A 12,983-nucleotide genomic window follows, 5' to 3' on the forward strand; every position below is an offset into this window, starting at 1 on the left:
GAATACTTTAATAAAAGTTTCCAAAAATATATTTTATAATTAATGTAAGTCGAGCTACACTACATTTTATTTTAAATCTTTTCCACTCCTAATATTTTGTTTTTCAATCATCGCTTGATGTCTTGCACTGATTACATCACTTCTATCTCGTTTTTTATGATGATTAACTATATATTCATCTTGAGTTAAAAGTGTTGTAAATTTGTAATCTGGATAAGTATTAATAATCTGTTTTTCAAAAATATTATTTACCGGTATGTATACAGGTTTAAAAGATTTTGAATCTTCAATGGATTTAATTTGACTTAAAATTAATGTTTTATAATCTTGCTCATTAAGTTGCAACAACGTTTTATCATTTGCTTTTTCAAAAGTGCTCAATGACTTTTTCAAAGTTACAAGTGCACCTTTTGTATTACCTCTTCTATAATGGTACATAGCAGTTGAAAATAAAATTAAACTCACTATGCCATCCTTTTTAGAAAAATTTATATTTGATTTCCATGCTTCTTCCAAAATATCATGACACAAGAAATAATGTTGGTGTTTGTGAAAATAATAATAAAAATCGATTAAGGCTTTGTCCAATCCATCTCATCCTTAATTTAATGTTTGTATTATTCATGCTATAATATTTTAAGAAATTATGCACGATAGAGATTCAATATGAGGACGATTAATATGTATGAAGTAAAATTAGATGCCTTTAATGGCCCATTAGATTTGCTACTCCACTTAATTCAAAAATATGAAATTGATATTTATGATATACCAATGAAATCATTAACAGAGCAATATATGCAATACGTCCACGCTATGAAGCAACTAGAAATAAATGTAGCTAGTGAATATTTAGTTATGGCTTCAGAGCTATTAATGATAAAAAGTAAATTATTACTCCCTCAACATGATGTAGACGATAACCTTGAAGAAGATCCACGTGAAGATTTGGTAGGGCGATTAATTGAATATCAAAATTATAAAGAATACACACAATTGTTAACTGAGAAAAAAGAAGAGCGAGAGCACTATTTTACTAAACACCCAACTGACCTATCCCATCTTGAGAAAAGCGTAACATGGGATGAAAGCCAAACCTTAGATTTAACAGATTTAATTGTTGCTTATCAACGCGTTAAAAGCAGATTAGCTCTTAATAAGCCTAAGACAGTTGAAATAATTAAAGAAAGTTTCACTATTCAACAAGCTACTGAAAAGGTAACTACACAATTAAAGCATCATACATCTTTTAATTTCTTCAGTTTATTTACTTTTAGCGAGCCAATAGAACAGGTGGTTACTCACTTTTTAGCTATATTAGAGATGTCTAAATCAGGAGTAATCAACATAGAACAAGTTAGAAGTTTTGATGATATACGTATCATTAGAGGAGTGAATTTTAATATTGGATAAACACGGAATCATAGAAGCATTACTATACACAGCTGGGGATGAAGGGCTTGACGAAAAGCAATTATTAGAAATTCTCGATATTAATCAAGCTAAATTATCTGAATTAATTTCATCATACACCTCTAGTGGTTTAATAATTCAAAAATTTGGTTCAACATATATTTTAACTTCAAAAAAAGAAGCTTCCCCTTATATCGAACAATTAATTGAACAAAAATCTAATATGAAATTATCTCAAGCTGCAATGGAAACATTATCAATTATTGCATATAATCAGCCATTGAGTCGTAGTGACATAGAATTAATTAGAGGAATTAATTCTGATGGTGCAGTTAGAACATTAATTGCACGAGGATTAATTGAAGCTAAAGATGTAGAAAATTCTCGTAGTCATGCTTTACAAACAACGAATTTGTTTTTAAATGTATTTGGAATAGAAAAAATTGAAGATCTACCAACAACTGAAGAAGATGAAGAAGAAATGGAAGATTTCTTTAGTAATTTAGTAAATCAAAAAGGAGATACAAAATGAGTAAAGAATTAGAAAGGCTTCAAAAACGAATTGCTAATAGTGGATACACATCACGAAGAAAAGCTGAAACTTTAATTACCGAAGGCAAAGTTAAAGTTAACGGTCAAACCGTAACTGAATTAGGTACTAAAGTAAAAAGTTCTGATACAGTTGAGGTTGAAGGAATTAAAATTGAACAAGAAGACAAAATGTATATTTTGTTCTTTAAACCAACTCAAGTTATAACAAGTGTGTCTGACGATAGAGGACGAACTGTGGTTACTGACTACTTTAAAGATTTAGAGACAAGAATTTATCCTGTTGGTAGATTAGATTATGATACATCAGGATTATTGTTACTTACTAATGATGGCGAATTTACAAACTTAATGACCCATCCAAGATATCATATTCAAAAAAAATATGTGGCTAAATTAAAAGGTTACCTCATGAGAGAAGAAGTTAAAGCTTTAGAAAATGGAATTGAACTTGAAGATGGTTTTACCCAACCAGCTCAAGTCAAAGTAAAAAAGCAAGATAAAGATAAAAATATTACACTTGTAGAAATCACTATTAGTGAAGGACGAAATCGACAAGTTCGTCGTATGTTCGAGCATTTTGGACATCAAGTTGATAAATTAACAAGAATTGAGTTCGGCAACTTGAACCTTAAAGGATTAAATGCAGGTGAGGGCAGAGTACTGACACCTCATGAAGTTAAAGTACTAAGACATATGGCAGAAAATGGAAAATAAATGAAGTATATTTAACAATAGCAAGAGAAATTAAATGATATTAATTTCTCTTGCTATTTTTTTCACAAAGTTAATTTTAAAGTAAAGCTTTCAATCATGCTGTATGCTATAATAATGAGTGAATTGAGCATGTGTAGGAGGTATAAACAAAATGACAAATGAAATATTAATTGTAGACGATGAGGATAGAATCAGAAGATTATTAAAACTATACCTAGAGAGAGAATCGTTTACGATTCATGAAGCAAGTAATGGCAAAGAAGCTTATAATCTTGCTATAGAAAATGACTATGCGTGCATACTTTTAGACTTGATGTTACCAGAAATGGAAGGTATTGAAGTAGCATCTAAGTTACGTGAACATAAAGACACACCTATTATTATGCTTACAGCTAAAGGCGAAGAAACAAATAGGGTAGAAGGATTTGAGTCTGGCGCAGATGATTATATCGTCAAACCATTCTCACCAAGAGAGGTTGTTTTAAGAGTAAAAGCATTATTACGTAGAACGCAATCTTCTAAACCTGAACAAAGTGAACCTCATGCAAGAGATGTTATTGAATTTAACCATTTAATTATTGATAATGATGCGCATCGTGTATTAGCAGATAACCAACAAGTTAATTTAACTCCAAAAGAGTACGAATTACTTATTTATTTAGCTAAGACGCCTAATAAAGTGTTTGATCGTGAACAACTTTTAAAAGAAGTATGGCATTATGAATTTTATGGTGATTTAAGAACAGTAGACACTCATGTTAAACGCCTGCGTGAGAAACTTAATCGTGTATCAGAAGATGCTGCACATATGATTCAAACTGTTTGGGGTGTTGGTTACAAATTCGAGGTAAAATCTAATGACGAATCGACTAAATAGTGTGGTAATAAAACTGTGGTTAACTATACTTTTCATAGTAACGACAGTTTTAATTTTATTAAGTGCGGCATTAATTACTTTTATACAATACTACTACACACAACAAACTGAAAATGCTATAAGAGAAGATGCGTCTAGAATCAGCCACTTAGTTGAACAAGCTGATAATAAAACTTTAGCTATAGAACACAGCCAACAATTAATAGATGGATCAGGTGGCGTTATTATAATGGCTAATAAATCTTCAAGTTTTAAAAATTCAAATAGCAATACTAAAGACAAAATGCTTGAAGAGATACACAAGAATTCGCAATTCCAACGCGTCTTCTCTCAAGGAAAGTCTACCACTCAAAATATAACAATAAGTAATAACGGTAATTCCCATTCCTATATTTTGTTAGGCTATCCTATGAAAGCACAAGAAAATGCAAATTCAAAATATAGTGCAGTATTCATTTATCAAGATTTAAAGTCTATTGAAGATACTAATAATGCAATTACCATTATCATTTTAATCACCGCCATTATATTTATCGCTATTTCAACAATATTTGCATTCTTTTTGTCAAATAGAATTACTAAACCTTTACGACAACTTAGAACTCAAGCTATTAATATTTCTAAAGGTGATTATTCAAAACAGACAAGTGTTTCAACTAAAGATGAGATAGGCGAATTATCACATACGTTTAATAATATGAGTTCTGAAATACAAGAGAATATAGAGGCACTTTCAACTCAAAAAAATATAAGAGATAGTTTGATTAATTCTATGATTGAAGGTGTATTGGGTTTAAATGATAAGAGGGAAGTTATTCTTTCAAATAAAATGGCTGACGATATTATTAAATCAATAGACAAAACTGTATATAAAGACATTGAAAAGCAAATTGAAACTACATTTGTTTCAAAAGACACCGAATTCCAAGAATATGAGATTAATAATAAATATTACGTCATAATCATGAGTTATGTAGAGAGAATTCAACAAGATGGCCGTAGTGGAATTGTAGTCATTGTAAGAGATATGACTAATGAACATAATTTAGATCAGATGAAGAAAGATTTCATTGCCAATGTTTCACATGAATTACGTACACCTATTTCGTTATTACAAGGTTACACTGAATCAATTGTAGATGGTATTGTCACTGAACCAGAAGAAATTCGAGATTCTTTATCAATTGTATTAGATGAAACTAAACGTTTAAATCGATTAGTAAATGAATTATTAAATGTAGCTCGCATGGATGCAGAGGGTTTAACTGTTAATAAAGAAAAACAACCCATTAAACCTTTACTATCTAAAATGCAAATGAAATATAAACAACAGGCTGATGATTTAGAATTAAATATGTCATTAGAACCAAACATCGGTGATGAATTGTGGGAATACGATGCCGATCGCATAGACCAAGTTCTAACAAATTTAATTGACAATGCCACACGTTATACTCAACCAGGTGATTCAATATCAATTACAACAACTACGGATGATTCCTATCAAACATTGTACATTAAAGATACTGGTAGTGGCATATCCCCAGAGCATCTTGAACTCGTATTCGACAGATTTTATAAAGTAGAGACTTCAAGAACTAGAGGTAAACAGGGAACTGGTTTAGGACTATTTATCTGTAAAATGATAATCGAAGAACATAGTGGTACTATTAAAGTTGAAAGTGAAGTAAACAAAGGTACAACATTCATAATTAAGTTACCAAAGCCTAAAAATAAATATACCTATTAATATATTTATTTTATCTAAGAGCAAACACCTTCTACTTAAGAATGGTGTATTGCTCTTTTTAAAATAAGTCTAAGCATCATTATTGCGCAATGCTTTCACATAAGGTAATATAAAAATTAAATTAATCAATTATATAATTCATCTTCGGGGTAGGGTGCAATTCCCAACCGGCAGTAAATTAAGCCTGCGACCCGCTTCTTTGAAGTGGCTGATTCAGTGGAAATCTGAAGCCGACAGTATAGTCTGGATGGGAGAAGATGGAGGTTTTTTTGTTGTGCAAAATTATCTCCTATTCTATGTAAGATGAATGGAAGGAGAAAATTAAATATGCAACAAAACAAACATCTTATCACTATTAGCATGTTAAGTGCCATAGCGTTTATTTTAACATTCATTAAATTTCCGCTACCTTTTTTACCACCATACTTAACATTAGACTTTAGTGATGTTCCAACTTTATTAGCAACATTTCTTTTAGGTCCCATTGCTGGTATTTTAGTAGCACTTATCAAAAATATACTTAATTTTTTATTCAATATGGGAGATCCTGTTGGTCCATTTGCCAATTTTTTAGCAGGTGTTAGTTTCCTGTTATCCGCTTATTATGTAACTAAGCGTCAAGGCCATCATAGTGATACACCACGTTCATTGGTTGTGGGGCTAGCAATAGGTACTATAGTGATGACTATCGTACTTAGTATACTGAATTACTTTGTTTTACTTCCATTATATGGAATGATTTTTAATTTAGGTGATGTCTTTAACAATCTAAAAATTATCATTTTATCAGGAGTTATACCTTTCAATATTATAAAAGGTATCGTGATTTCAATTATATTTACGCTTTTATACAGAAGATTAAAACGCGTATTATCATAGAAAACCTCCTAATGTTGAACTAATTATTCAACATTAGGAGGTTTCATTATTAATTCACTCACAATATGTGACTATTCAAATTTAAGAGCATCACCATCAAATGGTTCTTCTTCAATCTTAATTGAATCAGTCGGACAACCTTCAAGCGCATCTTCCATATCTTCATATAATTCTTCTGGTACTTCTGCAGTACCTTGATTATCATCAAGGATTACGAAAGCAATACCTTCGTCGTCATAATCGTAAATGTCAGGTGCAGCAGCACCACATGCTCCACAAGCAATACATGTATCCATATCAACGATTGTATACTTTGCCAAATTCTTCGCCTCCTTTGATAAAAATGCTACACTAGTATAACAAATGTTAAATAACACTTCGATTAATTTATTTACTATTCTATTAGTTATATAAAGTGAGGATTCATTAATGCACTCAATTATTACCTATGCATCAAATCATTCATTCGATTATAAAACCAATAAAAGTATTTATAATATTTTGAATGGAAAAAAATCACATCAAACATTTTTTGATGCATGTTCCCAACAACTTTTATCATTATATCATAGTTTACCTAAATTAAAATATCCGTCTTTTGAGCGATTTTTAGATACCTATAATAATCAAAATACTGACATTACAATACATCCAAGATATACATACGATAGTATGATTCAAACTTTTAGTTGCATTCAATTACTAATACAAACTATAACTCATTTTAAAAACAACCACTTAAACTTTATACCAATTACACAACAAATAACTGTTCAAAGTAGAGTGAAACAAATCTATTCAAAAATACTGGAACAAAATTTAGTTGATGATTTTGAAAAAGAAATCGAACAGCTCTTTCATTTTATTGATGAAAAATGTAGTAACAACTGTTTAATCCATTATTATCTACAAGGTTATGAAGAACCTATGTATACGCGACAGCAAGTTTCTTTAATAGAAGATATACCTGTAACTAAGTTATTTGAACTTGAACTCAATAATTTAGTGCAAATGATGTTTGCATTAGAAAACGATAAACAATTTACTATATTAACTCAAACAATCATATTACCGACTTTGTTAAATAAGACGACAATTACGTATCATCAATTACTCAAAGGTCTTTCTATGGATGAGGCTGCAGTGACCCAAAATGTTAAAATTAACACAATCGAAGATCACGTTCTTGAATTATTTATAAAAGGATATTTTTCAGAATACCAAACCTTTGTTAATGGCCCACAAACAAGTGAATTTATAGCATTTTATTATCAAAACAGAGGACATAGATTAAAATTATATAAAGAAGAATTTGATCAATTATCTTATTTTCAAATTAAATTGTTAATAGTCGGTATTGAGAGAGGTGAATTGAGTGCTTGAAGAAAAATTGAGAGAATGGTTCGGATTCTCATCATTTAATCCTGGTCAAAAAGAAATAATCAAAAGTGTAGTTAGTAAGAAAGATACCCTAGGTATTCTTCCTACGGGGAGTGGTAAAAGCTTATGTTACCAAATGCCAACCTATATGAAAGGAAAGCCAACATTAATAATATCTCCGTTAATCTCTCTTATGGATGACCAAGTGATGCAATTGAAAGCTCAAGGTGAGAAATTTGTTACTTCTATTCATTCAGGCATGGATGAAAATGAAAAACAACAAAATATAAATTCATTACACAAAAGTCGCTTTGTTTTTTTAAGTCCAGAATTTATTTTACAAACACAAAACTTTAAATTAATTAGGAAAATTGACTTCGGATTAATTGTACTTGATGAGGCACATTGTTTATCTGAATGGGGTTATGATTTCCGACCTCATTATGCATTAATAGGTAAGATAACATCTCATTATAAAAATGCATCAATACTGGCTTTAACAGCTACAGCACCACCTCATTTAGAAAATGACTTGAATCTTATCTTATCTAGGAAATTAAACGTAATTAAGACTTCTATGAATCGGGAGAATATATCTTTTTCTCATCTTAACTTTGAAAATGATGGTGCTAAAATTAAGTGGCTATTAAACTTTTTAGAACAATCCGGTCCAACTATTATTTATGTTTCATCTAAAAAGGTCTGTTTAGAATTAGCCAATATGATATACGACCATGGTTATTTAACCGGTATTTATCATGGTGATTTATCTTATCAAGAACGACATACTGTACAAAATCAATTTATGGAGAACTTTATACCCGTTATCGTGGCTACTAGTGCTTTTGGCATGGGCGTTAATAAAAAAGACATTAGAACAGTCATCCATTTTCATTTATCAACAAGTCCTTCAAATTACTTACAAGAAATTGGTAGAGCCGGGAGAGATAATTTACAAAGCCAAGCGATTAGTCTATATCAGCCAGACGATAGCTATATATTAGAGACATTATTGTTTAGTGATGCGATAACTACTGAAGACATCGATGCTTTTGATATAGGTGCTTTTTTACCTCCTCAAAAGCAAGAAATACTAACCATATTGAGTCAAAGATATTCATCCAACGTACTCAAAACAATTTTTGACAATTCATTAATTCGAAAAAAATTAGGTTATCAAAGAATGATCGGTTATACATCCCTAGATCAATGTAGACGTCGTTATTTATTAGAATTTTTTGGTGATAATCCAACTCAACCTCAGCAATGTTGTGATATAGATTCTAATTTGATGCCTATAAAAGTTACCAATAGAAAAAAAGTTAAAAGAAAGTTAAGTTATACTGAAAAGTTAAAATATTTATTTAAAGTATAGTTTCTTTTCTTTACTAAATTTATTTTAAGAGGATATAATTATAATACTTAAAGTTTTTCAAGAAATATTTAAATACTATACATATTTCACGCTTTGTGGGGTATATGGTATGTGATATTTAAATAATTATTTAAGAGAGGATGATGACCGTGTCTAAAAATAATTTTAGAGATGATTTCGAAAAAAATCGTCAGTCTATTAATTCTGATGATCAATTCGAAGATAATACAAACGAGTTTGATGAAAATTCAAATGAGTCCAATGACTTTGATAATCAATCAGACCAACAATTCCCACCTAGAAACGCACAAAGACGTCAAAGAAGACGTAACCAAGCTACTAATAAAAACAGAAAATTTGATAATCAAAGTTCTGATTCAAACGCTAATGGTTCACTTGATGATCGACACGATGAAGACTCTTTCAATGAGTTACAACACAATCAGCAAGAAGAGCATCTAGATAACGAGCCAATACATAAGGATGACAAACGTTCTTTTGATAGAGACTTTAATGATGATGATCGTAATCGTCGTAATCATGAAGAAAATATCGATGAGCGTCAAGATAATCGAAATCACAAAGATAAACGTCAAGATAATCGAAATCACAAAGATCAACAAAACAAAAAGTCTCGACATGGCAAAGACGCTGAAATAGCTGGAGGTTCCGCAGTCGCTGGAGCTGCTGCTGCTAAAGCTGCAAAAGACAAACGTAAAAAAGATGCACATCATGACTCAAAATATAACGAACATAAAGATGATCGTGGTTTAAATAACGATAATCAATATGATCAAAACAGAAAACATGATAAAGACCTTCATGACGACCATCTTGACGCCAAAGATAACCATTCTAAAGAAGAACCCAAAAAAGGTAATAAAGGTAAAAAAGCAGCAGTTGGTGCCGGTGCAGCTGGTGCGGCTGGTGCGGCTGGCGCAGCTGGAGTAGCAGCTGCAAAACATAAAAAAGACCATAAAAATAATAATCATAACCATAAAGATAATCATAGCCATAACAGAGATCATCAAGACGATCATAGAAATCATAAACATGACGATGGTAATGATGGATTCCAAGCTCACAATGGTAAAAAGAAACGTGGTCTAGCAGGTATTTTACTTCCACTTATCGCTTTATTACTTATTCTAGCTGCACTTGCTATCTTTATTGGAATGTATTTAAACAACGATAAAAAAGATAGCAACCAAGCAGATAACAAAACAGAACAAACTGCTAACAAAGATAACAACAAAGATAATAAAGACAAAGCTAGTAATGATAGCGACAAAGACAAAGCTAGCAGTGACAAAGATAAAGAAAAAGCAACTAATGATGACGACTCAAATGACAAAGCTACAACAGACAATGAATCATCTAGTAATTCAAGTGATGATAATAGTAGCACTTCAGATAATAGTACTTCATCAAATTCATCTGATAACGTTTCATCATCAGATAATAATGGTAGTAACTCAAATAGTGACAATAACAATGGTAACTCTCAAGCTACATCAAACAGTAGCAGTCAAAGTAACAGCAATAATAATCAATCAAATAGTTCTAATTCAGGACAACAAACTCACGTAGTATCAGGTAATGAAAACTTATACCGTATCGCTATTCAATACTACGGAGAAGGTACTGTTGAAAATGTAAATAAACTTAAACAAGCTAATGGCTTATCAAGTAATAATATTTCTAACGGTCAAAAATTAATAATCCCACAATAACTTAATCATTATTCTAAAGAGACTGAAACAAAATTGTTTCAGTCTTTTTTTGTTTCAATGCACATATAATTTTAATTTTATATAAATATTGTGAGTGCTATTCTATTTAGAAATAGCGAAACAACTGCTATAATATATGGGTGATTAAAGGAGGCCAATGACATGCAAAGCATAGAAAGTATTATTATCGGCGGAGGCCCATGCGGTTTAAGTGCTGCTATTGAACAAAAAAGAAAGGGTATTGATACATTAGTCATCGAAAAAGGGAATGTTGTAGATGCTATATATAAATATCCAACACACCAAACATTTTTCTCATCTAGTGATAAATTAAGTATCGGTGATATTCCTTTTATAGTCGAAGAAAGTAAACCCCGACGCAATCAAGCACTAGTATATTATAGAGAAGTTGTTAAACATCATCAGTTAAATGTTCATGCATTTGAAGAAGTACTCACTGTTAAAAAAATTGACAATAAGTTCACTATAACAACTACTAAAGATGTTTATGAGTGTAAATTTTTAACTGTTGCAACCGGTTATTATGGTCAACATAATAAGTTAGAGGTTAAAGGGGCAGAACTTCCTAAAGTACAACATTATTTTAAAGAAGCACACCCGTTTTTTAATTTAGATGTTACTGTCATAGGTGGTAAAAATTCTGCTGTTGACGCTGCATTAGAATTAGAAAAAGCAGGTGCAAATGTAACTGTACTATACAGAGGTGATCGATATTCAGCTGCCATTAAACCATGGATATTGCCAAATTTTGAATCATTAGTTAATCATGAAAAAATCACTATGGAGTTCAATGCGAACGTTACTGAAATAACAGAGAATAGCGTGATTTATGAAAAGAACGGTAAAGTTACAGAGATACCTAATGATCATGTATTTGCAATGATAGGGTATCACCCTGATTACGATTTCTTAGAATCTATTGGAATTGAAATTAATACAAATGAATATGGAACTGCTCCAGTTCATAATAAAGAAACTTTTGAGACAAATGTTGAGAATTGCTATATTGCTGGCGTAATTGCTGCAGGTAATGATAATAATGCAATCTTTATTGAAAATGGTAAATATCATGGCGGGATTATTACTCAGAGTATTTTAAGTAAAAAGCAAACACCACTTGAAAGTTAAGGACAGAAGTATAAAACAGCAGTATAGTTAATAAGAGCTGAGAACGACGCAACATTAGTGTCTTCTCAGCTCTTATCATCCTTATGAAGATAAATTAATATGATACCAAAAGATTATTAAGTAGTAACTTCTCAAGCAAATCAAATTAAATCACATTATTTTTCTAAAATCTTGTAATTAATTTTGCTTTTCAAAATAATTTTTTAGTTCTACAATATTGAGTTGATTACTTAGGCCAATTAGTAACTTAAGTCTTGCTTTAGGACCATTTAATCCATTTGAAAATATTAAACCTTTATTCGCTAATTGAAAGCCACCACCTTCATAGGCATAAACTGGACTTACAATCCCATTAAAAGATCTAGAAACTAACACAATAGGTATATTATTATTTAAACAAGATTGGACACCTTTCAAGCAACTTGGAGGTAAATTTCCTTGGCCTAAAGCTTCAATGACGATACCATCTACGTTTTGTTGCGCATAAAAATTAAATATGTCACTTTCCATACCCATATAAGCTTTTATCAATGGTACTTTCAACTGATAATTTATTATTTTAAATGACTGTTGTTTATAAGGTTGATTATAGAATTGAACATTATCTTTAGTTAATATTCCTAATGGTCCTTGATTTGGACTTTGAAAGGTATTGATGTTAGAAGTATGCGTCTTCGTTACATTTCTAGCAGTATGTATTTCATCATTGAATACGACCATAACGCCTTTGTCATTTGCATCACTAGAAGAGGCTACACGAATTGATGAAATGAAATTATATAATCCATCGGAACCAATTTCATTAGAAGATCTCATTGCACCAGTTATAACAACAGGACATCTAATGTCTAATAATAAATCTAAAAGGTATGCAGTCTCTTCAAGAGTATCAGTACCATGTGTAATTACAAAACCATCATATTTATCTGTCTCATTAGCTTCAATAATTATATTTCTCAACTTCTCGACATTTTGAATTGTTATATGAGGAGACGGAATGTTAAATGGATGAATTTCATCAACATCAGCGTATTGGCCAATAATGTCTCTATGAAGAGATATTGGATTCACATCATTTGTTACTACCTGACTAAATTGGTTTTGGGACATACTAATTGTGCCACCAGTATGTATAACTAATAATCTTTTCATTTCGTTCCT

At 30.9% G+C, this 12,983-nt stretch carries 13 protein-coding genes and 1 riboswitch; of the genes, 10 read left to right on the forward strand and 3 right to left on the reverse strand.

The genetic code is table 11. The features are described 5' to 3' along the window. Positions 1 to 66: 66 nt before the first annotated feature. Positions 67 to 588: a DUF309 domain-containing protein gene (locus tag BDW31_RS05900; protein ID WP_037550515.1), complete on the reverse strand. Its 522-nt coding sequence runs from the start codon at positions 586 to 588 to the stop codon at positions 67 to 69. A 93-nt stretch (positions 589 to 681) separates the two neighbouring features. On the opposite strand from BDW31_RS05900, the gene BDW31_RS05905 reads away from it, so the two are divergent. The 6 genes from BDW31_RS05905 to BDW31_RS05930 all read left to right on the forward strand — a co-directional run bounded on the left by BDW31_RS05905 (position 682) and on the right by BDW31_RS05930 (position 6,185). Continuing rightward, a complete protein-coding gene (locus tag BDW31_RS05905) occupies positions 682 to 1,413 on the forward strand; it encodes a segregation and condensation protein A (protein ID WP_053024463.1) in 732 nt (243 codons plus the stop codon). Continuing rightward, on the forward strand, positions 1,406 to 1,945 hold the full coding sequence (gene scpB / locus BDW31_RS05910) for an SMC-Scp complex subunit ScpB (RefSeq protein ID WP_037550509.1): 540 nt from the start codon (positions 1,406 to 1,408) through the stop codon (positions 1,943 to 1,945). The genes BDW31_RS05905 and scpB overlap by 8 nt, the downstream gene beginning before the upstream one ends. Beyond that, the gene (locus BDW31_RS05915) at positions 1,942 to 2,679 is read left to right on the forward strand and encodes a pseudouridine synthase (protein ID WP_037550506.1); all 738 of its coding nucleotides are present in this window, start codon (positions 1,942 to 1,944) and stop codon (positions 2,677 to 2,679) included. Before scpB ends, BDW31_RS05915 begins: the two co-directional genes overlap by 4 nt. Before the next feature lie 151 nt (positions 2,680 to 2,830). Continuing rightward, entirely contained in the window at positions 2,831 to 3,556 is a 726-nt protein-coding gene (locus tag BDW31_RS05920) for a response regulator (protein WP_037550503.1), read from the forward strand. After that, on the forward strand, positions 3,537 to 5,306 hold the full coding sequence (locus tag BDW31_RS05925; RefSeq protein ID WP_110709328.1) for an ATP-binding protein: 1,770 nt from the start codon (positions 3,537 to 3,539) through the stop codon (positions 5,304 to 5,306). Before BDW31_RS05920 ends, BDW31_RS05925 begins: the two co-directional genes overlap by 20 nt. Positions 5,307 to 5,442: 136 nt before the next feature. Further along, positions 5,443 to 5,569: riboswitch (FMN riboswitch) on the forward strand. 64 nt (positions 5,570 to 5,633) lie between these two features. Next, complete coding sequence (locus BDW31_RS05930; protein ID WP_110709330.1) at positions 5,634 to 6,185, forward strand: ECF transporter S component; 552 nt, start codon at positions 5,634 to 5,636, stop codon at positions 6,183 to 6,185. 71 nt (positions 6,186 to 6,256) lie between these two features. On the opposite strand, the gene BDW31_RS05935 is transcribed toward BDW31_RS05930, so the two are convergent. Next, positions 6,257 to 6,505: a ferredoxin gene (locus BDW31_RS05935; RefSeq protein WP_002449743.1), complete on the reverse strand. Its 249-nt coding sequence runs from the start codon at positions 6,503 to 6,505 to the stop codon at positions 6,257 to 6,259. Positions 6,506 to 6,614: 109 nt separating this feature from the next. Between BDW31_RS05935 and BDW31_RS05940 the strand changes: the two genes are divergently transcribed. From BDW31_RS05940 to ypdA, 4 genes are all read left to right on the forward strand, one after another. Continuing rightward, positions 6,615 to 7,568, forward strand: coding sequence for a YpbB family protein (locus BDW31_RS05940; protein ID WP_110709332.1), 954 nt, complete (start codon positions 6,615 to 6,617; stop codon positions 7,566 to 7,568). After that, positions 7,561 to 8,940, forward strand: coding sequence for a RecQ family ATP-dependent DNA helicase (locus tag BDW31_RS05945; RefSeq protein ID WP_053024461.1), 1,380 nt, complete (start codon positions 7,561 to 7,563; stop codon positions 8,938 to 8,940). The genes BDW31_RS05940 and BDW31_RS05945 overlap by 8 nt, the downstream gene beginning before the upstream one ends. Before the next feature lie 143 nt (positions 8,941 to 9,083). Then, positions 9,084 to 10,673 carry an elastin-binding protein EbpS gene (gene ebpS / locus BDW31_RS05950; protein WP_258365728.1) on the forward strand — a complete coding sequence of 530 codons (1,590 nt, stop codon included), beginning with the start codon at positions 9,084 to 9,086 and terminating at the stop codon, positions 10,671 to 10,673. A 162-nt stretch (positions 10,674 to 10,835) separates the two neighbouring features. After that, positions 10,836 to 11,822, forward strand: coding sequence for a bacillithiol disulfide reductase YpdA (gene ypdA, locus BDW31_RS05955; RefSeq protein WP_037537045.1), 987 nt, complete (start codon positions 10,836 to 10,838; stop codon positions 11,820 to 11,822). A 177-nt stretch (positions 11,823 to 11,999) separates the two neighbouring features. Here ypdA and BDW31_RS05960 read toward each other — a convergent pair whose 3' ends face one another. Next, the gene (locus BDW31_RS05960; protein ID WP_053024459.1) at positions 12,000 to 12,974 is read right to left on the reverse strand and encodes an asparaginase; all 975 of its coding nucleotides are present in this window, start codon (positions 12,972 to 12,974) and stop codon (positions 12,000 to 12,002) included. Positions 12,975 to 12,983 lie beyond the last annotated feature (9 nt).

Origin of the sequence: Staphylococcus sp. AtHG25, assembly GCF_003217445.1 — a bacterium.
GTDB lineage: Bacteria > Bacillota > Bacilli > Staphylococcales > Staphylococcaceae > Staphylococcus > Staphylococcus haemolyticus.

What these genes read in the sequence shown, in the direction of transcription:
- BDW31_RS05905 (WP_053024463.1), top strand. Translation starts at nt 682, where the DNA reads ATGTATGAAGTAAAATTAGATGCCTTTAATGGCCCATTAGATTTGCTA.
- BDW31_RS05915 (WP_037550506.1), top strand. Translation starts at nt 1,942, where the DNA reads ATGAGTAAAGAATTAGAAAGGCTTCAAAAACGAATTGCTAATAGTGGA.
- BDW31_RS05920 (WP_037550503.1), top strand. Translation starts at nt 2,831, where the DNA reads ATGACAAATGAAATATTAATTGTAGACGATGAGGATAGAATCAGAAGA.
- BDW31_RS05925 (WP_110709328.1), top strand. Translation starts at nt 3,537, where the DNA reads ATGACGAATCGACTAAATAGTGTGGTAATAAAACTGTGGTTAACTATA.
- BDW31_RS05930 (WP_110709330.1), top strand. Translation starts at nt 5,634, where the DNA reads ATGCAACAAAACAAACATCTTATCACTATTAGCATGTTAAGTGCCATA.
- BDW31_RS05940 (WP_110709332.1), top strand. Translation starts at nt 6,615, where the DNA reads ATGCACTCAATTATTACCTATGCATCAAATCATTCATTCGATTATAAA.
- ebpS (WP_258365728.1), top strand. Translation starts at nt 9,084, where the DNA reads ATGACCGTGTCTAAAAATAATTTTAGAGATGATTTCGAAAAAAATCGT.
- ypdA (WP_037537045.1), top strand. Translation starts at nt 10,836, where the DNA reads ATGCAAAGCATAGAAAGTATTATTATCGGCGGAGGCCCATGCGGTTTA.
- BDW31_RS05960 (WP_053024459.1), bottom strand. Translation starts at nt 12,974, where the DNA reads ATGAAAAGATTATTAGTTATACATACTGGTGGCACAATTAGTATGTCC.